Source organism: Grimontia sp. NTOU-MAR1 (genome assembly GCF_035758505.1).
Lineage (GTDB): Bacteria > Pseudomonadota > Gammaproteobacteria > Enterobacterales > Vibrionaceae > Enterovibrio > Enterovibrio marinus.
In genome coordinates, this window is record NZ_CP142109.1 from 354,382 (window position 1) to 376,580 (window position 22,199).

Annotated in this window: 22 protein-coding genes; 11 read left to right on the top strand and 11 right to left on the bottom strand. The window is 46.5% G+C overall.

The features are described 5' to 3' along the window. Positions 1–21 precede the first annotated feature (21 nt). Together VP504_RS19525 and VP504_RS19530 are read left to right on the top strand one after the other, a co-directional pair. The gene (locus VP504_RS19525) at positions 22–285 is read left to right on the top strand and encodes a glutathione S-transferase N-terminal domain-containing protein (protein WP_062707257.1); all 264 of its coding nucleotides are present in this window, start codon (positions 22–24) and stop codon (positions 283–285) included. 179 nt (positions 286–464) lie between these two features. Continuing rightward, positions 465–824 (top strand): diacylglycerol kinase, encoded by a 360-nt coding sequence (locus tag VP504_RS19530; protein ID WP_062707255.1) that lies wholly within the window; start codon positions 465–467, stop codon positions 822–824. Between the two features lie 143 nt (positions 825–967). Here VP504_RS19530 and VP504_RS19535 read toward each other — a convergent pair whose 3' ends face one another. Beyond that, positions 968–1,609, bottom strand: coding sequence for a DUF3047 domain-containing protein (locus VP504_RS19535; RefSeq protein WP_062707253.1), 642 nt, complete (start codon positions 1,607–1,609; stop codon positions 968–970). 287 nt (positions 1,610–1,896) lie between these two features. Here VP504_RS19535 and VP504_RS19540 point away from each other — a divergent pair, with 287 nt between their 5' ends. The 3 genes from VP504_RS19540 to VP504_RS19550 all read left to right on the top strand — a co-directional run bounded on the left by VP504_RS19540 (position 1,897) and on the right by VP504_RS19550 (position 5,662). Continuing rightward, entirely contained in the window at positions 1,897–2,739 is an 843-nt protein-coding gene (locus VP504_RS19540; RefSeq protein WP_325895064.1) for a substrate-binding periplasmic protein, read from the top strand. Continuing rightward, positions 2,736–4,808 (top strand): EAL domain-containing protein, encoded by a 2,073-nt coding sequence (locus tag VP504_RS19545; RefSeq protein ID WP_325895065.1) that lies wholly within the window; start codon positions 2,736–2,738, stop codon positions 4,806–4,808. Before VP504_RS19540 ends, VP504_RS19545 begins: the two co-directional genes overlap by 4 nt. Before the next feature lie 401 nt (positions 4,809–5,209). After that, on the top strand, positions 5,210–5,662 hold the full coding sequence (locus tag VP504_RS19550) for a hypothetical protein (protein WP_325895066.1): 453 nt from the start codon (positions 5,210–5,212) through the stop codon (positions 5,660–5,662). Between the two features lie 274 nt (positions 5,663–5,936). On the opposite strand, the gene VP504_RS19555 is transcribed toward VP504_RS19550, so the two are convergent. Beyond that, positions 5,937–6,626 carry a hypothetical protein gene (locus tag VP504_RS19555; RefSeq protein WP_325895067.1) on the bottom strand — a complete coding sequence of 230 codons (690 nt, stop codon included), beginning with the start codon at positions 6,624–6,626 and terminating at the stop codon, positions 5,937–5,939. A gap of 340 nt (positions 6,627–6,966) precedes the next feature. Here VP504_RS19555 and VP504_RS19560 point away from each other — a divergent pair, with 340 nt between their 5' ends. Together VP504_RS19560 and VP504_RS19565 are read left to right on the top strand one after the other, a co-directional pair. Beyond that, positions 6,967–7,674: a DUF445 domain-containing protein gene (locus VP504_RS19560; RefSeq protein WP_325895068.1), complete on the top strand. Its 708-nt coding sequence runs from the start codon at positions 6,967–6,969 to the stop codon at positions 7,672–7,674. A 213-nt stretch (positions 7,675–7,887) separates the two neighbouring features. Further along, the gene (locus tag VP504_RS19565) at positions 7,888–8,403 is read left to right on the top strand and encodes an outer membrane beta-barrel protein (protein WP_325895069.1); all 516 of its coding nucleotides are present in this window, start codon (positions 7,888–7,890) and stop codon (positions 8,401–8,403) included. Between the two features lie 78 nt (positions 8,404–8,481). Here VP504_RS19565 and VP504_RS19570 read toward each other — a convergent pair whose 3' ends face one another. From VP504_RS19570 to VP504_RS19595, 6 genes are all read right to left on the bottom strand, one after another. After that, positions 8,482–10,233: a lysophospholipid acyltransferase family protein gene (locus VP504_RS19570; protein WP_325895070.1), complete on the bottom strand. Its 1,752-nt coding sequence runs from the start codon at positions 10,231–10,233 to the stop codon at positions 8,482–8,484. Positions 10,234–10,266: 33 nt separating this feature from the next. Next, positions 10,267–10,692: a YHS domain-containing (seleno)protein gene (locus tag VP504_RS19575; protein WP_062707238.1), complete on the bottom strand. Its 426-nt coding sequence runs from the start codon at positions 10,690–10,692 to the stop codon at positions 10,267–10,269. 345 nt (positions 10,693–11,037) lie between these two features. After that, a complete protein-coding gene (locus tag VP504_RS19580) occupies positions 11,038–11,793 on the bottom strand; it encodes an NRDE family protein (RefSeq protein ID WP_325895071.1) in 756 nt (251 codons plus the stop codon). Continuing rightward, the gene (locus VP504_RS19585; protein ID WP_325895072.1) at positions 11,794–12,333 is read right to left on the bottom strand and encodes a DinB family protein; all 540 of its coding nucleotides are present in this window, start codon (positions 12,331–12,333) and stop codon (positions 11,794–11,796) included. A 43-nt stretch (positions 12,334–12,376) separates the two neighbouring features. After that, positions 12,377–13,453, bottom strand: a complete 1,077-nt coding sequence (locus tag VP504_RS19590; RefSeq protein ID WP_325895450.1) for a D-alanine--D-alanine ligase — start codon at positions 13,451–13,453, stop codon at positions 12,377–12,379. Positions 13,454–13,500: 47 nt separating this feature from the next. After that, complete coding sequence (locus VP504_RS19595) at positions 13,501–14,079, bottom strand: DedA family protein (RefSeq protein WP_325895073.1); 579 nt, start codon at positions 14,077–14,079, stop codon at positions 13,501–13,503. 234 nt (positions 14,080–14,313) lie between these two features. Between VP504_RS19595 and VP504_RS19600 the strand changes: the two genes are divergently transcribed. The 4 genes from VP504_RS19600 (at position 14,314) to mltC (ending at position 20,827) form a co-directional block, all read left to right on the top strand. Further along, positions 14,314–14,676: a nucleotide pyrophosphohydrolase gene (locus VP504_RS19600; RefSeq protein WP_062707232.1), complete on the top strand. Its 363-nt coding sequence runs from the start codon at positions 14,314–14,316 to the stop codon at positions 14,674–14,676. 180 nt (positions 14,677–14,856) lie between these two features. Further along, a complete protein-coding gene (locus VP504_RS19605) occupies positions 14,857–18,252 on the top strand; it encodes an EAL domain-containing protein (RefSeq protein ID WP_325895074.1) in 3,396 nt (1,131 codons plus the stop codon). 104 nt (positions 18,253–18,356) lie between these two features. Continuing rightward, positions 18,357–19,541, top strand: a complete 1,185-nt coding sequence (gene lhgO, locus VP504_RS19610) for an L-2-hydroxyglutarate oxidase (protein WP_325895075.1) — start codon at positions 18,357–18,359, stop codon at positions 19,539–19,541. A 170-nt stretch (positions 19,542–19,711) separates the two neighbouring features. Next, on the top strand, positions 19,712–20,827 hold the full coding sequence (mltC, locus tag VP504_RS19615; protein ID WP_325895076.1) for a membrane-bound lytic murein transglycosylase MltC: 1,116 nt from the start codon (positions 19,712–19,714) through the stop codon (positions 20,825–20,827). A 41-nt stretch (positions 20,828–20,868) separates the two neighbouring features. Here mltC and VP504_RS19620 read toward each other — a convergent pair whose 3' ends face one another. From VP504_RS19620 to VP504_RS19630, 3 genes are read right to left on the bottom strand one after another with little or no spacing between them, the layout of a single operon-like run. Next, positions 20,869–21,219 carry a rhodanese-like domain-containing protein gene (locus tag VP504_RS19620; RefSeq protein ID WP_325895077.1) on the bottom strand — a complete coding sequence of 117 codons (351 nt, stop codon included), beginning with the start codon at positions 21,217–21,219 and terminating at the stop codon, positions 20,869–20,871. A gap of 21 nt (positions 21,220–21,240) precedes the next feature. Next, on the bottom strand, positions 21,241–21,744 hold the full coding sequence (locus VP504_RS19625) for a peptide-methionine (S)-S-oxide reductase (protein ID WP_325895078.1): 504 nt from the start codon (positions 21,742–21,744) through the stop codon (positions 21,241–21,243). Positions 21,745–21,762: 18 nt separating this feature from the next. Continuing rightward, positions 21,763–22,077: an antibiotic biosynthesis monooxygenase family protein gene (locus VP504_RS19630; protein ID WP_325895079.1), complete on the bottom strand. Its 315-nt coding sequence runs from the start codon at positions 22,075–22,077 to the stop codon at positions 21,763–21,765. Positions 22,078–22,199 lie beyond the last annotated feature (122 nt).

Here is a 22,199-nt window from a genome sequence, read left to right on the forward strand (position 1 = left end):
CGTAATCAAAAAGGAAGATGTATGCCTGATTTAAATGCTCATAGCCTTTACCACAAAGCCTACTGCCCATTCTGCCTCAAAGTCCGCGCGGCATTGAAGATGATGAATCTTGATGTGGCGTTGGTCGATGCGGGTGCTGATCGAGAAGCTTACCAAGAGCTGGTGAGTAAAGGCGGCCGAGGAATGGTGCCTTGTCTGCGTATTGAGCATGAAAATGGTGCGGTTGAGTGGATGTATGAGTCAGATGACATCATCGAGTACTTTGAAGAGAACTTCGCCAATTAACCATTGGGGCCAGCCAATGTAAAAAGCCGTAATTGCGGCTTTTTTTGTCAGTCTAATTAATAAGCCCATTGCGCCTCACTAACACGCTTTGAACAATGCTATATCAGCTTAAATTATGGCTATTTGGTCGGTTCGCGAGCAAAATAGCGCACTATTAGAGAATTCTGAGATTTCGACATATGAAACCTAATAAGACTGGCCTGAAGCGCGTTCTGTATGCTACCGGGTATTCTTTTCAGGGACTTCGCGCTGCATGGAACAATGAAGCGGCATTTCGACAGGAATTGGTGCTGTTAATTGTGATGACCACCCTTTCGTTCTTTCTCCCTGTGACGAAAGTTGAACAGCTTTTAATGGTGGCATCTTTGTTTATCGTGGTGATTGTTGAGTTGATCAATTCCGCCATTGAAGCCGTCGTCGATCGCATTGGCCCTGAGCGTCATGAACTAAGTGGCCGTGCCAAAGATATTGGCTCTGCCGCTGTCTTTATTTCACTGCTTCTGGTTGTGATCACCTGGGGTTCATTTTTACTGTTCTGACCGATTTAAAAAAAGCAAACTCCTGTCGCCTTTTTGTATTCTGATAAACCCCAGCTTCTAGGGTCTATTGACCTTTGGTGATGATTTTTGCAGCAGTTTGTGGGGTTTTTATGCAAGGCAGAGTCGTCTTTAACCTATTGTTTTTAAAGTTTTTCTAAAAAGGTTAGCGGCGTAATATAGGCAGAGGTTTGAGATTGAGAATTGTCGCTATCAGATGTCACTGCAACGATTGAGAGCCTTTTATAGTCCTTCCCGTAAAGGCGTTTGAAATCTTCCCGGACATTTCGGGTCACCGTTACCCATTGATTTTTCTGGTCACCCGACGTGGCGGCCAGCATCTTGAAACGTTTTGGCGCGAAAGGATTTGGCCAGAAGCTGTTCTGCGGTTGGTTTGGCGTCCATACATATACAACAGTTTTGCTGCTCATCATGGTCATACCTGGCACCACAGTTACGGATATTCTCCAGACAAAATCATCCTGCGCTTTAAGCTTCTCATTGTCTGTTGTCGGAAAGGTGTCCACTTTCCATTGCCAGCTCAACCAAGGCGTTTCTGTCAGATCAATCTCCTTTTCCATGATCAGCGCAGAAGCGGCATCCTGGCTTTGCCCATGCAATACCTGTTTATCGATTGATTCGTCATCAATCAGACGATAGATCGTTTCGTTTTTAAATACTTTTGCCCGCCATTCAGAAAGATCACGAAAATCAAGCATCTCCTTCGCTTCTATCGAGAAATGAAGAACAAATAGCGAGGGCAGCAGTGTGTAAGTCCATCTATGCAAAAACTCATTCCCTCGTAAGCAAAACCAATAAGAACTGACTTCCGATTTTTCTATTTCAACATAACGACATTTTCTCCAAAGCGATGGCTTCTCCTTAAGAATACGCAATACAAACTTAAAACGAGACGTAAAAAAAGTCATCTGAAGTACAAGATATGAGACAAAATTCCCTCTTGTGATTACTTAATATACTCAGAGAAGAACATGTACCTGATGCACTCATATGAAATGAAAGGTTGCTTGATGGAAGCAACTCTAATAAATAAGGCATTGATTTAAGGTAATTTATGCGGAAAATTAGTTTTTTCTTAGGCTTGTTTTTACAACCAGCTTTCGCCTCTACTGAACAACCATTACGTGTGGTCTCCGAGACCCTGCCTCCGTTTCAGGTTATTCATAATAACGGTCAGTTTGGGGGTCGTGCGGTCGAAATGGTTCAGGCGATTTTGGATGAGGCGGACTTTGATTCCCCCATTGATGTTATGCCTTGGGCCAGAGCATATAAAACAGCGCAGAAAGAAAAAAACGTCGCAATATTCTCCATCGCATTCTCTAAAAAACGCAAAGATTTGTTCCATTGGATTGGTGCGTTGTATGCGCTTGAGCGTTCCTCATTAATCGGCCTGAAAAGCCGCACAGAGCTCGCAAAAAACTCCCTCGACGAAGCAAAACAGTTCCGTACCTGCTCAGAGTTGGAAACTTATTCCTATCAATATCTAGTTAACAAAGGGTTTGTTCCGGGCAAAAGCTTACTCACGCTTCGGGGCACACTTTCCGCTATCCAAACTAAGTCTGGCGGTATTGCTCGGCCAGCCAAACACTTGTTACTCCTACAAAACCGCAATTGCGATTATGTTACTGGCCTTTGGTCTGTTTACGCTTTCAGCGAAAACTACAATGATGAGCTGAAAGCCTACTTCTACCTAGGTGACACACAACAGCCTCTGATCTTGAATCTTGCCATCAGTCTTAGCTCAGATCAAAAGGTGATTGATCGCTTGAGCTCGGCCTACACTACTTTGTTGGAAAACGGAACACTTCATCAAATTTGTTCAAGAGACGACCCCGAAAAAACCTATGAGCTTTCCTGCGCTCCAATTATCCCACCAAGTCGAGCCGAGGATTTATGATTTCCAAGTTATTCGGTACCGAGGCACCACTACTAAGACGGTTTGTTGCGTCTGTCATGCTGTTGAGCATCATCGGCGGCCTGGTGATCAGTATTGTGATTGCAACTGCCAAGCTCAATCACCTCAACACCGAAAAAGAGCAGGCTGCCCGCCTTCAATTGGAAAACATTCTCGATAGCGCAGCTTATGCAGCATTCAACCTCGATTCTGCGCAAGGCCTTTCACTGTTAAAAGGGTTTGAAGGTGACCACCTGTTTCAAGCCGTCATCATTTTCGATAACTACGAGGACGTGGTGGCATCCATTGAGCAGCCAAGCGAAGAGGAACATTTAACGGGATGGATGCACTACCTTCTTCCTGTTCATGAGAACTTTACCCTCTCATACCCATTAAGCTTCAAAATTTACAGAGACAGCCAGTTTGTTGACCAACATGTTGGTAACTTGATTGGAAAAGTGAGCTTCCATACCTCCGAGAGCGAGTTTTATGATCTGGTGTCGACGATCTGCCTCTCGACCATGGTCGAGGTGCTATTGATCGCCATTATCCTATCCATTTTTTTCCACAACCAAATTGGGCGACCTCTTACCAAAATCATCCATTCCATCGAAAAAAATGCCAAACTGGAGCGGCAGAAAAACGCCCGTCCACTTGAAATCAATGGTCATGAAAACGATGAGTTCGGTTTACTTGTAAATGCTTACAACAATTCTGTGCAACAGGCTGTCAACTACATGCGTGAGTTGGAATGTGCCAAAGCAGAACTGAAAGCCTTGTCGGAAATCGACCCACTGACCAATGTTTCCAATCGGCGCGCTCTGCTTGCTGAGCTCAATACCCTATGTAACAACGAACACCCTTTCGCGCTTGTCTCACTTGATATTGATTACTTTGGCGGCTACAACGATGCTAACGGCCACCAGGCGGGAGACATCCTCTTAGTTCGCTTTGCTAATGTACTGAAGCAGCACCTTCCACAAGCCTCTATCAGCCGAACAGGCGGTGATGAATTTGTCTGCATTATTCCGTCCCTGTGCCATCATCAGAGCGTTGAAGATATGCTGATGCCTTTGCTGAATATTGCTGCCAAAGAAGATGCAGTCAGCACACCTTGGCTCTCCACTTCGATCGGCGTGGCTTTTTTCCCGGAAAACGGACACACCCCCAGGCAGTTGCTACACGCCACAGATATAGCGCTCTATATTGCTAAAGAAGCCGGACGCCGTTGTATCCGCTTTTACGACAAAGATGCCGATATCGCTCGCAGCAACCGAGAGGCCGTGCGCAAAGCACTGCAGCGTATTATTGAGACTAAAGAGTTCACACTCTACTATCAGCCCAAAGTCAGCATGAAAACAGGGTTGGTCACAGGCTGTGAAGCATTGCTGCGGCTTAACCATAATGAAAGGCAACAGAGTGTGGCTCACGTAGATATTGTCGAGGAGGCAGAACGTACAGGGCTAATTGTCGCTCTAGGCCGTGAGATCATGCGCAGGGCATTTCTCGATATCAGCCAGGTCATGGAGCGCTTACCTGATGATTTCCGATTCAGTGTGAATGTTTCACCACAACAGCTCACATCTGAAGGTTTTATTGCTGAACTACTTTCTTGCTCGGAAGACAATGATGTACCGCTACAGAGTCTGGACATTGAAATTACCGAGTCATCCCAGATGATTAACACTGACTCTACGTACAAGGTACGTAACTGGCTCAAAAACGCAGGAGTAACTGTTTCACTGGATGACTTTGGCACTGGCTTTGCCTCTCTCGAATACCTGCTCACCTATGGCTTTGACCAAATTAAGATTGACCGTCAGTTCACCCAGGTACTGCCGGGAGATGACGATGCAAAAGCTATCTTCAATGTCGTCAAATACCTTGCTGACAAGCTCGACATGGCAGTTATCGCCGAAGGTGTAGAAACACTCGATCAGGAAACCTATCTCCTAAACCAAGGCTTTGAGTTAGCTCAGGGCTATTTCTATGCCAAGCCTCTCGCCATTGAAGACTTCATGCGGTTTGTCGCCAGTCGCCAGGCCAAACACAGCTCCTGCTTAGATTCGTAGTTTTTCTATTTATTTACACTCCCTCCTACTTGCAGGTTCTCTGCTCACTTATATCTTATCTTTTATTATATAAATCAATATTTTGGATACTAAATGTGCGAGTCACAAAAGCGCGACACACTAGAATCACAACAATTGACCATTAAATAAACCGACAGTAGTGTTTCATTTGTTTTACATCCGTTAAACATTATGTGAATTTTTACTTTTAAAATTTTGCTTCTTGAATAAAGCTTAAGTCAGAAAAAACGTCTTAGACAAATATTGTGATTGAACTTGCACCTGTAATAAGTACAACAAGCAGGTTATTGAACATTAGGGGAATGGCTCTTTTTCTTGAGTCAAATATAAATTTGATCAAGCAGGGTGTTTACACTCACTAACAAAATGGGAGATATCCCATGAAAAAAGTAAAATGCTTAGCCGTAACATTTTCGAGTTTTTTATTAACAGCTTGTATAGTTAATAATAACCATGATCTCGAATCTGATTTGAATTCAGCATTAAGACAAGGTGGATATTATTATTCCCACTTTGGTATAGATAGAAAGCTAACACGAGAAAAAGTCACGATTGAGGACAAAGAGGCGAGGATTGCCTCAGTATCTCGAGTTACCGTAACAAGAACCCCTGACGGTTCAGTTACTAAGGCATTGAAGCAAAGGGGAAGAGGTAATTATAGGATTGATTGTCAGACAGGCGAACACTTTTGCTTTCTGGTGATAGGTACGTTGATCAACGGACAGAAAGTCGATCAAAGATATCACATTAATAGATCAGGATTACTCGTTAGGGAAAACGGAATATCCAAGCGCTTTATTCATAATGATAGCGAAAGTATTGAACAGCTCTAAGTTTTTATTTTTGGCTAATGTAGCGAGCCTTTAGGTTGGTAATAAATTGATGCACCCAATACATTACCGCCTCTCACTTACTGGCATCATCAGGCAGCGTTGATGGTATCTAGTAAAAAACATGGAAGTTCCTTGTAGTTGGTGTAATTTAATTCAGTGCAAATACTTGCATTTGGACAGGCAATGCTCACTTAGTTGACTCCATACTGCCTGTCCTTTTTTCTTTTCTATCTTTTAATATCCCAACCAACAAATATGTTGTATCCAAATGAGCTTAGATGGGGAAAAATGTCATTGAAGCCACACCATGAACAACTTGGTTAATGTGACGATTGGTACTGTCAGATACCATTTTGGCCATCATATCCTGAATGACAATCATTTTAGCCAGCACTCGTTCGTAGCTGTAATTAGGCGTGCCATCAAGCGCGATGCCATTGCTCAGCAGCATTAACTCATCATTAGTGTCTTTACGTGTATTGAGCATCCAGGCCACCGTTTCCAGATTTCGGGCGCTGTTATAGAGCTTTTGCTGATCTATGTCATCCAGAAGGTAAAATTCCAACTGGTTGTTATAGCTCGCACTTATCATGCCCGTAATACCGACCATCAAGGCAAAGACCCTGTCGCCTTCAAACTCCTCAGAAAATGCCAGATACAACGCCTCAACGCCGTCTAAACCACCAAGCTCTGTATAACCTCCTTCAGGTCGCTGTACCGTCATGAACGAATCCAAACGGTCTGAGACTGTCATCTCTGGCGCTTTAGCCAGTTCGCGAGGGTTGCGCTTGTATAGTTTAAGGGCGAGATCGCGGATTGCATGACGAATTTCCACAATGTGGATATCCGTAATTAGGTCCATGTCAGATTTGGCGAGGTTTTTAAGTTCAAAGGGACGGTTATTCGCACTGCAAGCCATTAATGACAAAGCCAACAGCGCCACAATCCCAGCTCGAGGCAGCATTTTAACTCTATATCTTATCCATCTAAGCAATGAGTTTAGGTGAGCTCCATCCTTTGGGAAAATGTTCGTGCTCAACTCTGAGTTATGTCTCTAACTTCGCGGGATTATTTACGCATTTTAAACTTCCGTATGGGTTCAGTTCCGTTTCCAGCCAAAGACCTGAAATAAGCTCGATGTTACGTCCACGGATATTTGCAAAATACATTGAACCAAGTTTTTGCCGAGATTCAAGGAAAGCAGTCTTTCTCCTCGCTGATTTGATGTATCAGCCATATTGTTCGTTGTCTTCGCTTTGTCTAAAATCATCGCCATATCCAAGTACACAAATTGAGCAAAAACAATGAACAAAAGCTTTTTGACTAATCTTATCGCTGCAGCAGTTTTCGCAGCGGGTTACTATTTTGAAGAGCCTCTGGCACTTTATGGTGGTTTATTTGCACTGTCAGGCTCGCTGACCAACTTACTAGCTGTACATATGCTGTTTGAGAAAGTGCCTGGGCTATATGGCTCGGGCGTTATTCAGGCTCGTTTTGAGGCATTCAAGCTCGGCATCAAATCACTGATGATGGATCAGTTTTTTACTAAAGAGAATGTCGACCGTTTCCTGAACAAAGAAATGACGGGTGGTACCGCCATGAATCTGGAGCCTGTGATTGAGCAAATCGACTTTAACCCAACGTTTGACGGTCTGGTGGAAGTGATCAACAACAGTCCATTTGGCGGTATGCTCGCAATGATGGGTGGCTCGGAAGCACTCACCCCACTGCGCCAGCCCTTCGTTGAGAAAATGAAAACCGCTGTGGTAGAAATTACCCAACAAGAGAACTTTCGCGAAACGCTGAAAGGCCAGATTGAACAACCGGAAATGATGGGCGATATCACGGCCAACATCGAGTCTGTTATCGAACAACGCTTGGATGAGCTTACACCGGAAATGGTGAAAGAAATCGTTCAAAAGATGATCCGTGAACACCTCGGCTGGCTGGTGGTCTGGGGTGGCGTTTTCGGTGGTGTGATTGGGGTGATCTCTGCACTCGTCGCCGCCTGACCATCCGCTCTCAACAAGTCACTACGGCATCTTAGGGTGCCGTTTTTATCACTTTGGACGCAGATTGTTTGGGTACAGCTCACAAATATCTGATCTTGATGTTAAAAGCGGTTCAGCCACCCCACTTTCCAGCCGATTCACTCCTAAACTGAATTTCATACGTTTTGTCACAAGCTTGTTACTAGTGATTGCTTTTCTATACGGAGTAACCCCATGGCTAAATCCAAGAAACTGATAACGCTGACCGCTCTAAGCACAGCCCTTTTTGCCGCTTCTGCTTCGGCGCTGATACTGCCTATTTCAGTCGGTGCGGACGCGGGTATCACCGATGTGAAATACAAAGGTCGCAGTGCCACTGGTTACTTCTGGGCAATTAACGGTAAGCTGAACATTAATGATAACACCAGTATCTATACTGGCTATGGCGAAACCACTGCAGATATTCCAGATGAAAACGGCGTGGATCAGGGCTTCACCTCCACGTCGATTCCACTGGCACTTCAAGTGAATGTTCCAATCATTTTGGGTGATATTTATGTGCGCGGCGGAGGTAACTACTACGACAATACCTATGCTCTTGAAAAAGAGGACGGATGGGGTCTGCTGGGTGCTGTGGGTATTAACCTGTCTCCTGGCATTGGCCCTGGTCTAGCAGTAGAGCTGACTTATCGTGATGCCGGTAATGCTGAAACCAGCTCAATTAGTGTGGGGGCCAGCCTTAGTTTCTAAAGCTGTCAAATAACCATAGAATAAAGCGCCGGATGTCGGCGCTTTTTTAATGGGTAATGAATTGAATTTATACCCAACCTATCTGTATATATTTTGGTGGTAATCGAGGTAGGTTTTCGCCTGCTCTTTACCCATATACCGACCCAACGTTTTCACTGGCACATTACGCAAATCCACCATGATCAAGCCATCCAGTGCATTGTTGAATGCGGGATCCACGTTAAAGCACACCAACTTGCCATTCAGTCCAAGGTACTGCCTCAGTAATACGGGCACTCCCAATCCCTGACTCATACGGCCAATCACTCTGGACAACAACTGCAAATCACCGAGCCCAGCCAGCATGGAGGTATGCCAAGGCACAGGCGCTGAGGTTTCCAGCGGCGTGGTAGGTTTAACCAGTTGCGCGATATTCTTGTCATAGTGATGCACGCTCAGGCTTTCAGCCAGCAAACGACGCGCCGCGAGCGGGTAATCGTTGCTGATGCTGACTGGCCCAAATAAGGTCGTCATATCAGAAAATCTACTCACATAAGCCGCTATGCCTTTCCAAAGCAACAATAACGCCGACAGGCTTCGCTGATACTTTTCATCAATCACCGAACGGCCCATCTCAAGTGAATTCCCCATGCTTTCAACAAAGCGCTCATCATATTGGAACAAGCTTCGGGAATAGAGCCCATCCAGCCCTTTATCAGCGACAATTTCCTGCACTTTCCCTAAACGATATGCGCCCACCATCTGTTTCGCTTCCCGATCCCAGATGAACAGGTGCAGGTAATAATCATCATATTCATCGATATCACAAGCCATGCCTGTACCTTCACCGACAGACCGGAAGTTCACTTCGCGTATTCTGCCAATTTCCTGAAGGATGACCGGAATGCTCTCGCTTTTAGTACAGTACACATCAAACTCATTCGACGTAAGAAGCTTGGCTTCCGGAGGCAATGTTGCCAATTCCTGCTCGATTGCATCGACAGATTGTGACGCAATGATAGGCTCACCTGCCTGTTCCAACTCGACAGCTTTTACCGCATTTTCATGGTTCAGGAGGTAAGTATTAAGCCTCAGATAATTCACCAAAGCATCATCGCTATCAAAAGAGCGGCACTCTTTCCAAGCGATCGGCTCGCCAATAGAGAGTGGGATGGAATCACCGCGTTTATTGAGCAGTTCACGAGCCAGCATTACTGTACGTAACAGTGGATGAATACGCCCGGCCCGATAGAATTTACGACTGTTCTGGCCACCAATATAAATCGGTAACGCCGTCGCCTTGTGCTTTTTCACCAAGGCGGCAACCGAACGGCTCCAGACCTTGTCTTTAAGCTGCCCATCTTCATCGAAGGTAGAGACTTCTCCTGCTGGGAAGATCAGTAGCATGCCGCCTTCGCTAACATGTTGGTGGGCTTCACGTAACGCTCTCAAGTTTGCCTTACGCGCACTTTCCCCTTCAAACACATCGACGCCGATAAAAATATCGCTAAGTTCAGGGATACGTTTCAGGTAGTAATTCGCCAGTACTTTCACATCAGGCCGCACCTGACGCAGTAGCTTGGCAAGAATCACGCCTTCTACACCACCAAGCGGATGGTTAGCGACAACGACTGTGCTGCCGCTGACTGGAATGTTGTCCACGTCTTCAGTTGAGACCGTGTAGTCAATGCCGAGCACATCTAGAGTGTAAGAGAGAAAATGATCGGTATCGAGCCCTTCAGGCCGACGTCGGTAGTGCTTGTCTAAAGCCCGGAGACCTGTGACGGATTCCACTGCTTTTTCAATCACACCAAACGGCGTTTTTCTCGGGATCTGAAAGGGACTGATCATTGATGACTCTCCTTTTTCAGTTAGCAGGTCGGTCTAGCGCTTCGCCCAGTTTTTATCACCAAGTTCAATAAAGCCCGGGATATTTTTTTCCCAAGTTTTCTGAACAGAATCGTCATAATTCAGGTACAGCTTATTATCGACGATCGTCCAGAATTCAGGGTTGCCAGGTGCTAAATCATCTTTCTCAGCAATTGCCCATGCACAGTAGCCACCGTATTGCGGCGCATATTTCTCAGGGTCAGCAAGGAATTTGTCGAGGTTTTCCTGACTTGAAAACAACCAGTCAGCCCCCTGATATTCAGTTTTGAAGTCTGATTTACCTTTGACTGGCGTGCCATCGAAAAAAGACACAGTGTCATAACCACTGACCGCTTTGCTGCTGAAAAAGCCAGTGTAAACATCAGCGGCGAAAGTTAGAGGTGAGAACAACAAAGTAAACAGTAATAGTACGCGAGACATCTTTCACTCCCTTCCATTTATTCAGATTCAGTTGCTAAATAAGAACCTAGGGTCTGTTGACCTTTGGTGATGATTTTTGCAGCAGTTTGTGGGGGTTTTCTGCAAGGCAGAGGCTTCGATGTGTAGCTAGTCTACATGAGAAGCTGATAACGCAGCAGAAATTCCCCACAAACGCTGCCCGAAGGGTTCGACTGCGCGTCCCGTACTCTAAGCGTTTTATGCTTTGTTGAGGTGTATTTGCTTAGAATGCTAGGCGGCACACACCTCGCCGCGCCTAAAACGCTTATAGCGAGAACAAAATTTAACCACCAAAGATCAACAGACCCTAGTATCGAAGTAAAAATTTCACCTTTTTTCGCTGGCAACCAAACGCATGTTTGGTACTTTTCGAACTAAAGTTTTTGTCACCGCTGGACCGTTTTGGCAAGGCGACCCATCGACATAAACCATTTCCATTGCACCCGGTGCAGCACTGAGGTGCGTGAAGCTCACGGTATTGGCATCTTCACGGTGCATACAGACAGATTTGTAGCCTGCTTCTGGCACATGGCTCCTGTGAAACGCCCACGCCTTCTCGATGGTTTGCGGTTCCGTCATGATGCTTTTGAACGCCTCTCGCCTTGCAATCATCACTTCTTGGAAAGCTACTGACGAGGAAATCATTGGTTCAACACTCGGACGTTGAGTAAGTACATGACCATCCCACTGAAAGGCGATCACATGGCCATGATGCGCATTTAAATCCGGTGCGAAAACCAACAGCGTGAAAGGCGCATAAGAGCCCATATGAAGTTCATTGAGCGCACTGACCACCTCGGCCACTGAAGACGAAGGTGCTAGCATCTTCACAAGCAACCCACGACTTATCAGCGGCAATTCAGGGATATCGCCCTGATAGTAATTCAGTAGGCAAAGTGAGAGTCCATGCTCGTTAGTTGCAATCCAGGTACCGCCACCGTCAGGATCGACGGGCATCAGAAAAACTGTACCTTTGTCCTGAAACTGCTCAGGTGAACGCGCGATCGCCCGGCCTTTCTGCTCATCACGGTTAAAGAACACATCGTATCCGTTATCATTCAGCAACCAGCTGACAGTACACATTCACTTTTCTCCACGGAAATGACTAAGAGTGGCTGGCGCAAGACCAAAGGTTTCTGCCACACCGATATTCTGCGCACTGAGGCTGACGCGGATCAACGCGAAATGATGCACAGCATGGCTGGAAACAAATACCAGCTCTCGACCTACAGTAGATGCAGATTTTGCGGCAGCCAGACGGTTTAGGCTCACTTCATGGCGCACACAGAGAGCGGTATCCATGTCAGCGTAACCCAGACTTTCCAGCCACTCACAAAGGTGTCTCCACTCTGCAATCGCTATCTCCCGGCTTGTTTCTACAGGATGAGAACGACGGCGAACGTCATAATCGATGTCCTGCGCGGAAGCCGCATGCATAACATCCAGAATATGGCGCATGTGTTGGCCGATTGAACTCTGCAAATAAGGTGCTGCAACAAAGTTATATTGGTCATCAGAAAGCTGATATAAAAGCTCAAGCGCCTGCGCCGCCACGTCCAAACACCCCTCTACCTCTACTGCAAATGGTTCATTCAGTGGTGGCTTGGAATCTCTCGCTAACATGGTATTCCCTCAAATAAACAGATTTTTACTACAACTTGTTGTTTTAATCGGTGGACGGATAATCACGAACCAAGGCCTTTTCGCGGCGCCATGCCCGGTAAAGCGCTAACAGCGATGGAACTTTGTGCCCGGCGTTTCGCTGCAGATTGCCAATCTCGAACAGCATACGATACTGATCCAGTAAGGTACTGAATGCGCTTCCGATGCTTGCGCCGCGGTCCCAGATGTGTGCCGCTTCACTGCTGGCACCATTAACTTCCAGCAACACAAAATCCTCGCCACGCATCAGGCTGTTGATATCCCGGAATTTGAGATCAATCCGCCCAAAGTAAAAACCGGGAAAGTCATCAAAAATTTCATCCAAGCGCTCGACTAACGCATCACTGATATAGTCACATCCATCACGGAAAATCGCGCCACGCGAATGACTACCGGCAAAGGCGAGTCGGAAGGTTTCTCCTTTACCCAACACTAAATCCAGTTTGTCTTCATGACGTGTTCGGTATAAATGGGCGAGCTTTCCAGCTCGGGAGTCTTGATCAATCAATTGGGCGAGAGTGCTTTCTCCGTCGCCAACTACAAATGGATTGTATTTAAGGGCCAGGGAAATAATCTGCCCTTTTTTCTGGTCGGGATAACGCACATAAAACACACCCGCTTCAGCGTTATAAGGGGCTTTTTCCTGAAGCATCAAACGGGCACCGTCAGGAAACAGGCGAAGGTATTCTTCCAACTCACCTTTATTTTCCACCAGACGTACACCTGCGCCACGACAGCCCAAATCCGGTTTAGCAACAATAGGAAAGCCCAACCCGGCTTTTTGTAACGCAGTCATTGCCTGATGAGCCTGGGTTTCGGGTGGTATCGCGTTTTTTTCCCACATGATGTAAGGCAACACCCAAGGTTTGGCTATTTCGCCCGCCAAAGACAGAATGGCGTCTTTAGATTCGCCAACCATGCCGCTCAGTTCAATGCCAGGATTTGCCACCAGCGGCAGCCCGAAGCTTTTGTATTTCAGGCCATTCCAAACCCATTGAATGGCGACGGGTGTGTAAAACACCCAACTCGGCCAGAATTCAAAAAACGACACAGGTTTGCCGCTCATATCCAAAGGTGGCATGCCATGGTTAACTGGCAAGGCGGGAGAAGTTTTCTCTTCCACCAATTTTAATCTGTGCAAACCGCTTTCTCCTTTAACTTGCTCCCTGCAACGCGATTCACTGCAATGAGCAAGAGCACCACAACCGGGATGAGCCCCCAACTGAGATGACGATTAATCCATTCAATTTCGCCCAGTTGATAAACCAACACGAAAACCAACGCCGTCCAGAGCGCAGTAGCGACCAGCACAGCAGACAAAAACGGCTTCAGCCCAACGCGGAAAAAGCCACTCAGGCAAAAGCCCACAAACCTAAGACCCGGCACAAAGCGGATAAGGAACAAATTTCCAAATGCATGGGCTCGTAATTTCCGGCGTATCATCCTCACGCTCGGTTTGGTCAATAAGATTCCCCTCAGTTTCCTCCATCGACGCGACCACAAACCAAGTGCATAGAGGCCTATATCCCCCGTTGCAATGCCGACAAAAATTGCCGCCAATGCTATAGGCACGGACATGACGCCCTGTGACGCAGCAACACTGGCCGTCACAATGGCTAAATCTTCGAGCAAATAGGACAACAGAATTACTGCGAAGAAGAGAGTCACTGGGGAATACGTCAGTAATGTAGCAGTGATATCGTTCAAGATAGGCGCCTTATTGGGTATGCACCCTAGCTATGTAGTTCTATTTACAGAATAGACAGGATTGATGGGCATTTACTTTCACAAAGAGGCGTAATTCTTATTTTTCATAAAACGGAACAAACAGAGAGATAATTTAGCCACCAAGCATCAATACCTCACATCAGTTTTCCCATGCCACAATCCGTGACAAACTAACCAATTGAACCGCTAAATCTATCAAGGAAAATACCTCTCATGACGGATAAACCTCAAAGCGCCTTTCTTCGATTACAGTCTGACATGGCTGAATTTGCCCGCGAACGCGATTGGGAACAATTTCACAATCCTAAAAATCTGGTGATGGCATTGAGCGGTGAAGTGGGCGAATTGTCTGAACTGTTCCAATGGCTCACACCTGATCAAGCCGATAACTTTCCTCCAGAGAAACGCCAGGCACTGGAACATGAACTAGCAGATATACAACTGTACTTAATCCGCATAGCCGACCGTTGTGGGGTGGATTTAGAAAAAGCCTGTAACGAAAAAATCGAGCACAACCGCAAAAAATACCCACCAGAGAAGTGTTTTGGCCGCGCGGTAAAATACAACGAGCTTTAAGAAAAATGACGTGTCACAGAACGCTGACATCGTCGCTTTCTATCTTGGCTTTTTTCGGCACAAAAATGAGACATCATCTAGACTTTTGAGACAGAACTTTCCCCTCTCTGCATGGCTTCGCTGTCATCGTTCGCCGATAGGGAAAGTGTATTTGTTTGACTCAAAGTAACGGATAAATCAATGACCCCAACGGCAGCGCCGACCGAATCCAAGGACATATTTCCTGAAAACGCCGTTGTACTCCGGGTCACACTTCTTTTTTTGGGATGCTTTTTTCTCGCCTTGTTTGCTATTTATTTTCTTAGGCAACCTGGGAGTGCCGCGTTTATCTGGTACACCAATGCCTTTGCTATCGGCACGATTGCCCTTGCGCCTTCATGCCAACGCCTCGCATTAATTGGCTCTGCCTTTGTCGCCATCCTAGTTTCTAACCTGCTATTTGGCGATGAAGTAGTACAGAGCTTGCAACTCGCCGCCGCTAACAGCACAACGATTGCCCTTGGTAGTATTTCACTCGCCTATATCAGTCGAAATGCAGAACCTTTTCTTTCCATGAAAGCACTGACTTTTTTTGTTTTCTGTACGGTTTTAATCAGCCCAATGGCCGGCGCTATTTTGGGGGGCTGGGTACTCAACCGAGAACTCTCCATTCCATTTGAAGCTGTCGCACCAGCCTGGTATCTGGGTGATGTGGTTGGCATTCTTGCCATCACCCCTCTAATTTATACGGTGCTACAAAACAACAAAGAGTTACCATCCAGCATCTACAAACCAACCACACTGGTAACGATATTTCTTATTGCCGCTTTATCCGGCTGGTTGCTGGCACAAGTCACATTCCCTTTCATTGCTATCGCCATCGCATTAACCATTGCAGGTGCCGTTTTAGATAGACTCTCAGCATTTTTTACCGCTTTCGTAGTATCAATAACCCTGGACTTACTACTGGTTAATCCCAGTGAAAACCTAACGATATCATCCGGACCCAACGGTACAATGGGCCTACTCTTACCTATCAGCGGCGCAATGTTGCTGGGTACTATTCTTGCAGTAAAATCAGCGCGCCTGCTTCAGATTCAGAAGATGAGCGATGAGCGTGCAGAGTTGTTTTCAAACGCCATGCAATCCTCTGTGATTGGCACTGTGATGGTACAGCCTGATGGCAGAATGAGTAACGCTAACCAAAGTTTCATCGACCTCGTTGGCTACACCGCCGAAGAGCTTGAAAAAAAAACCTTCCGTCAGCTTGTGTTCCATCGCGATAAAGACGCAGCAAACGAGCAGCTTCAATTGCTTACACTCAGCGAGATAGATAATTTCCAAGCTGAAGTTCGCCTTACCAAAAAAAGCAAACAGGTGGTTTGGACCCGTATTGGTGTCTCTATTGTCAGGGATAAATGGACAGGGAATACCCTTCAGTTTATTTATCAGGTTCAGAATATTGATAAAGATCGTCGCTTCGATGAAGAGCGGAAATTGTGGTCTAAAAAGTTTGAATTTGCGCTTGGCATCAACCGGACTGCGGTTTATGAAATGGAATGCCACACCAAATTTATACATCTTTCCGAAAATGCCAGTCAGGCCATTGGTATCAAAGCAAGCAATGTGAAACGTCTTTATGAGTGGATGTCGCGAATACACCCAGATGACCTTCGCGCATATCAACATACTGTGACATCTAAAGGTGGTCAATTTGGCATCATCGAATACCGATTACTTGATGAAAATGAACGTTATCGCTGGGTAAGGGATCATTGCCAGCCGATAGAACAAGACAGCCTAGGCGTTACCACCAAGGTCATTGGTACCCTCACAGATATTGATAATGAACGTGAGCTGTCGTTGCAAAAATCCTTGGCTGCCAAACAAGCCGAACTGATCAACCAAGTGTGCGATTTTGGTCTTTGGGAGTACAACCCGGAGACTGAAGAGATTTACTGGAACAGTGAAATGTACGCCTTGTATGGGCTGTTGGAAAGCGAAGGCGTTTCCAAATCCCGATGGCGTGACAAAGTCTCTCCTGCAGACAAACACCAGCTTGATGCCATGTTTGATGCCATGTTTGATGCTGCGCGAATGCATAGCGGGCAGCAGCTCGACCTCAATATACAGGTTCAAAACAGACACGGTCAGATGGTTTGCCATCACCTTCTCGCCAGATTAATCCACTCGGAAACGGCCTCAAGACTGGTCGGGCTCTGTCAGGAAACCATCTCCATGGGGGAACGAGTTGCAGTGCCAGAAGAAAAATCGTCGATGGATATGCTCACAAAACTGCCAAATCGGAGTGCTTTTGAACACAATCTGCAAGGTCACATTGAAAGCCTCAATGACTCATCGGGTAAACACACGCTGGCAGTGATCGAAATCAGCGGACTGGATGCCCTGGCAGACGCGTTTGGCAACTCGATCAGGGATCAGTTAACCAAGTCTGCTGGCTCAGTGATCAAATCCTATGGAATAAAGGCCGTTGCCAGGCTCAGCGACAACCAATTTGCTCTCCTACTACTCAACAAATCGTTAGAAGACGCCCAGCAATCGCTCGGCGAATTGTCAGAAAAAATCTGTTCATTAAAATACCAACAAGGTGACACTTCTTATCCGTTAGATTGCTCGATTGGTTTAACCGCCGCCGAGGATTTGCAAAGTACGCCATCTCAATTAATTTATCAGGCGCAGCTTGCCCTTGAGTCACTGACTGAAAGCTGCAAACCTGCCATTTCAGTGTTCAACTCATCATTGTTGAATGATCGCATTTCAATCCGCCGGGACTTGCTGTTGCAACGTATTGATACTGCTATCTCAACCAATTCTTTTAGCCTGCTCAGTATGCCCTTGGTGCCAAACAGTCAAGAACTGCCGACCTGGTATGAAGTACTCGTCCGCCTCATTACAGAAGAAGGAGATTTGCTGCTTCCCGCTGATTTCTTGCCCGCCGCCGAACCAACCGGCCGATTAATCAGTATCGAACGTTGGGTGTTTAATGAAGTCCTCATGGAGCAAGCAGAAGCGCTGGCAGAAACTGGATTGCATGTCGCCATTAATATCTCAACGGGAGCCTTCTACAGTGAAAGCTTTATGAGCTACTGTCTCGAGACAATCAATGACAGTGTTCTCCCCGCCAGCCAAATATGTATTGAAGTAAAAGAGAGCACTTTGCTTATCAATACCGTTCGCTCCCAAGATATCGTTTCATCCCTTCGCAAACTGGGCTGTGAAGTATCTATCGACAACTTTGGCTCCAAACTCAATTCTTTCGGTTATCTGCGCGAATTCAATATCAGCCAAGTAAAGATCGATGGAAGCATCGTCTCTATGATGAAATCCAGCAATGTCGACAAACACATTATTGACTCCATCAAGCAGGTCGCAGATACCCTGAAAGTTAAAACCTCCGCACACAAGTTAAATAGCGAGGAAGACTTGGACCTTGTACGCGAAGCTGGACTGGATTACACCCAAGGTTATGTGTATGGCAAGCCAGTTCCCCTTGGGCGCTTGATTTCCTCTTATAAAGCAGGGATTGAAAGTCCCTACGAGAGACGCACAGCTAATAAAAGAAAGTCAGCAGGTTAGCAACACTTAGCTTGTATCACAGAGTCACCCCGAATACCTTTCCATCACTGACGAATTAGCATTCAATCAAGCTTCTTACCGATGGCTTTATCAGGGATTGATACATGGTGAATTGCGACTATTTGATTATTGGTGCGGGAATCGTTGGGCTCAGCGTGGCTAATGAACTGCAGCAGCGCGAACCGAATGCCAAAGTCGTGGTGGTTGAGAAAGAATCGCAACCCGCCAGCCACCAAACCGGACGCAACAGCGGCGTGATACACGCCGGGGTTTATTACACACCGGGCAGTATGAAGGCGCGCTTTTGCAAAGAAGGTAATCAGGCCATCAAAGCCTTCTGCACCGAGCACCATATCCCTTTCGAAGAGTGCGGTAAGCTTTTGGTTGCCACCAGCGACATTGAACTGGAACGCATGGAAGCATTAAAAATTCGCGCCGCTGACAACGAATTGGAATTTGATGTGCTAAACGCGGACCAGCTTCGAGAAAAAGAACCAAATATCAACGGGCTTGGTGCTATCTTTGTACCCTCAACAGGTATCGTGAGCTATCGTCAGATCTGTGAAAAACTCGGAAGTATGATCAAGGAAAGAGGCGGAGATGTGTTCTACGATCATCCCGTTGAATACATTCAGGAATCCAAAGATGGTGTGACTATAGTAGCGGGTGTGCAAACCTTCCATACCGGAAAACTGATCGCCTGCGCTGGCATCATGTCAGACCGTATTGTGCGCATGCTAGGTGAAACCCCTAATTTCCAGATGGTGCCATTTCGCGGCGATTACTACCAACTGGCGACCGAACACAATGCCATTATCAGCAGCCTGATCTATCCAATCCCTGACCCCGCCTTGCCCTTCCTCGGTGTTCACCTGACCAAAATGATTGACGGTTCGGTCACTGTAGGCCCAAATGCGGTGCTCAGTCTTGCCCGTGAAGGTTACTCGCGCTTCGCTTTTTCACCCACAGATGTGATAGAAATGCTGCAATATGCTGGGTTCTACAAGGTGATTCGACGCAACTTCAAATCGGCGATGAAAGAGCTCAGAAATGGATTCTGGAAGCCGGGATACCTGAAAGAAGTGCAGAAGTATTGCCCATCCCTGACCAATCAGGATTTGCTTTCCTATCCATCGGGTATTCGCGCTCAGGCGGTCTACCAAAACGGCGATTTGGTTGACGATTTCCTGTTCCATAAGACCAAGCACGCCCTGGTGGTTTGTAACGCCCCCTCACCCGCTGCGACATCTTGCTTCCCTATCGCAAAACATATCGTGGAGCGGCTTTAACGTTGCACCCGATCATCCTGCTCAAATAATGCGCTAACACCTTGTGTGTTAGCGCAAAATTTCAGTTTTTAGCCGCGCCCTCACCGACAAATTTCTTTTCTTTTTTTAAGGTCAGGCATAGCATCGTCGCCTCTATTCACTAAGAACAAAAACAACAATCAGAAGTGACGATGAAAAAAGCCATTCTTCTGCTGTCAGTAACCCTGCTTGCTGGCTGCTCGGCAGCACCCGAAATCCCAGACTGCAACTGCGATAACACACCGCCACCCATAACCAGCCAGCCTGTGTCTGATGCCAACAAAAAGGCAATCAGCGCCCTGTTCGCTTACATTGCCAAAGAAGCGAAAAAGCAATGGGGCGACGATGAGTATGTTGAGTCCAGCAAACACCGCTATGTGAAGTATCTGGACGGTTACCAGACCCGTGCACACATCGATTTTGAAGAAGGTAAGATCTACGTTTCGACCGTTGCCCAGCACCAGCCGAAGGAAAAGCTGCAAAAAGCCATCGTTCAAACGGTATTAATGCCTGCTGATCCAAAGCATGTTGAGCAGTTTACAGACAAAGATATCAAGCTCACTGGAAAGCCTTTCTTCCTCGGTCAGATTGTCGATCAGGAAGGTAAGTCGATTGAATGGGAATGGCGCGCAAACCGCTTTGCGAATCACCTCATCGACAACAAACTGCAAAGCAAAACCATCAAGCGTGGCAAAGCCTATTATGTTCAGATTGATATGGTGAAAGATCATCTGGAGCAGCGCGAATACCAATACGCACATTATGTTCGTGACGCGTCAAAGCGTTATGACATTCCAGAGGATCTGATTTACGCAGTGATCAAAACCGAGAGCAGCTTCAACCCTTATGCAGTCAGCCATGCGGGCGCATACGGCTTGATGCAGGTAATCCCTAAAACAGCGGGTGCGGATGTGTTTAATCTGGTGAAGAAAAAGCCGGGAATGCCGACCAAAGAGTACCTGTTCGATCCGTTGAACAACATCGACACAGGTACGGCCTATCTGCACATTCTGAAAACCCGCTACCTGAGAGATGTGAAGAACGCATCATCCAAGCACTTCAGTATGATTTCGGCCTACAACGGCGGCACGGGCGGTGTTCTGGCAACCTTCCATAACGATCGCAAACAGGCGGTGGTAGAGCTAAACCGTAAGTCTCCGCGGCAAGTCTACGATGCACTGACGACCCGACACCCGAAAGACGAGGCAAGACGCTACCTGCAGAAGGTACTCTACTTCCAGAAAGACTTTAATGAAGGGAAAATTTAAGCGGTTACCAGAAACGGGTTTAACTGGAAACGCGAAGTCATTTACTTCGCGTTTTTCATTTCTTCAAAACCACCTGCATTGTGAAGATTGGTGAAGCCTTTGCTCAACAAGTATTGATAGGCTGCACCTGAGCGAACACCACTTCGGCAATACAACACCAGCGGTGTATCTTTATCTAAGTTCTGGATGTGTTTATCCAACTCCGTCACCGGGTAATTCAGCGCGCCGCCCAAGTGGCCATCATCAAATTCGTCCGGAGTACGGACATCCACCACCATCGCGCCCTGCTCAATCATTTCCCAACCATACTCTGCGCGCTCGGTTGCCGAAGCCACAGGCGCCACCAGCAAGGCGCTGCAAAGTGTCAGGGTTAATGCGATTGCTCTGTTCATTCCTTCATCCTTGGCTTTAATCTATTTCTTCTTGTATTTATGTAATAAATCCAGAGGGATATGGCAATAGTCATCAGGAAAACGGGTCAGCCTGTCTTGATGCTCATCATCACTCGGCACGTAGTTACTCAGGGGCAAGACTTCCACTGCAATCTTTTCCGCATCTTCTCTGGCCGCAATGAATTCACTGGCAATGGTCAAATGCTCAGGATGATTGCTGTATATGCCTGTGCGGTATTTCTCGCCGACATCTTCGCCTTGCTTGTTCACACTGTGCGGATCGATGATTTCAAAGAAATATCCCATCAGCGTCGTTACAGAGACCATATCAGGGTTAAATTGTGTTCGTACACATTCGGCATAACCATCATAAGGTGTGACCGTTGAATCGCTGGTGCCGTTTGCCCGCCCAGCTTCTGTGGATATCACACCCGGCAAATGGCGCATAAACTCCTGTACGCCCCACAGGCAACCACCTGCAAAGTAAATCTCTTCCGCCAGTTTTTCTGACGAAGCTTTTTTCATTGTTAATGAGTATCTTGTTTATTGGTTTAAACGACTTTCAACTACTTCATAGTGAGACACGTGAAAGTCAGGTTTCAGTTCGTACTTTTCATCTTCCGGGTACAAACGGGCAATGCCGATATCTTCACCCGCAAAGGCCTTAATGCACTCCAAATCTTTCCAGTAGCTGATTAAAGTAATTTCTGATTTTCCGTCAATGTCACGCTTAAAGATCTGCGCTCCCTGAAAGCCTTCAGTCTCAGACGTTTCCTTCACACCTGTTTCATAAAGATATGAAATAAACCCCTCTTCATGGTACCTTGGGCAGCGTACTTTCCATTCCCTTGCAATCATCTTAAACGCCTTGCAATCCTTGGATTTAGAAGACCTTAACACGGAAAAATACCTGTTAGTGAAATTTCACCGCTGGTCCTGATAAATCCTCTTCTTAGTCATGCCGCCATCCACTACGATAA

What these genes read in the sequence shown, in the direction of transcription:
- VP504_RS19525 (WP_062707257.1), top strand. Translation starts at nt 22, where the DNA reads ATGCCTGATTTAAATGCTCATAGCCTTTACCACAAAGCCTACTGCCCA.
- VP504_RS19530 (WP_062707255.1), top strand. Translation starts at nt 465, where the DNA reads ATGAAACCTAATAAGACTGGCCTGAAGCGCGTTCTGTATGCTACCGGG.
- VP504_RS19540 (WP_325895064.1), top strand. Translation starts at nt 1,897, where the DNA reads ATGCGGAAAATTAGTTTTTTCTTAGGCTTGTTTTTACAACCAGCTTTC.
- VP504_RS19545 (WP_325895065.1), top strand. Translation starts at nt 2,736, where the DNA reads ATGATTTCCAAGTTATTCGGTACCGAGGCACCACTACTAAGACGGTTT.
- VP504_RS19550 (WP_325895066.1), top strand. Translation starts at nt 5,210, where the DNA reads ATGAAAAAAGTAAAATGCTTAGCCGTAACATTTTCGAGTTTTTTATTA.
- VP504_RS19555 (WP_325895067.1), bottom strand. Translation starts at nt 6,626, where the DNA reads ATGCTGCCTCGAGCTGGGATTGTGGCGCTGTTGGCTTTGTCATTAATG.
- VP504_RS19560 (WP_325895068.1), top strand. Translation starts at nt 6,967, where the DNA reads ATGAACAAAAGCTTTTTGACTAATCTTATCGCTGCAGCAGTTTTCGCA.
- VP504_RS19565 (WP_325895069.1), top strand. Translation starts at nt 7,888, where the DNA reads ATGGCTAAATCCAAGAAACTGATAACGCTGACCGCTCTAAGCACAGCC.
- VP504_RS19570 (WP_325895070.1), bottom strand. Translation starts at nt 10,233, where the DNA reads ATGATCAGTCCCTTTCAGATCCCGAGAAAAACGCCGTTTGGTGTGATT.
- VP504_RS19575 (WP_062707238.1), bottom strand. Translation starts at nt 10,692, where the DNA reads ATGTCTCGCGTACTATTACTGTTTACTTTGTTGTTCTCACCTCTAACT.
- VP504_RS19580 (WP_325895071.1), bottom strand. Translation starts at nt 11,793, where the DNA reads ATGTGTACTGTCAGCTGGTTGCTGAATGATAACGGATACGATGTGTTC.
- VP504_RS19585 (WP_325895072.1), bottom strand. Translation starts at nt 12,333, where the DNA reads ATGTTAGCGAGAGATTCCAAGCCACCACTGAATGAACCATTTGCAGTA.
- VP504_RS19590 (WP_325895450.1), bottom strand. Translation starts at nt 13,453, where the DNA reads ATGCCACCTTTGGATATGAGCGGCAAACCTGTGTCGTTTTTTGAATTC.
- VP504_RS19600 (WP_062707232.1), top strand. Translation starts at nt 14,314, where the DNA reads ATGACGGATAAACCTCAAAGCGCCTTTCTTCGATTACAGTCTGACATG.
- VP504_RS19605 (WP_325895074.1), top strand. Translation starts at nt 14,857, where the DNA reads ATGACCCCAACGGCAGCGCCGACCGAATCCAAGGACATATTTCCTGAA.
- lhgO (WP_325895075.1), top strand. Translation starts at nt 18,357, where the DNA reads ATGGTGAATTGCGACTATTTGATTATTGGTGCGGGAATCGTTGGGCTC.
- mltC (WP_325895076.1), top strand. Translation starts at nt 19,712, where the DNA reads ATGAAAAAAGCCATTCTTCTGCTGTCAGTAACCCTGCTTGCTGGCTGC.
- VP504_RS19620 (WP_325895077.1), bottom strand. Translation starts at nt 21,219, where the DNA reads ATGAACAGAGCAATCGCATTAACCCTGACACTTTGCAGCGCCTTGCTG.
- VP504_RS19625 (WP_325895078.1), bottom strand. Translation starts at nt 21,744, where the DNA reads ATGAAAAAAGCTTCGTCAGAAAAACTGGCGGAAGAGATTTACTTTGCA.
- VP504_RS19630 (WP_325895079.1), bottom strand. Translation starts at nt 22,077, where the DNA reads ATGATTGCAAGGGAATGGAAAGTACGCTGCCCAAGGTACCATGAAGAG.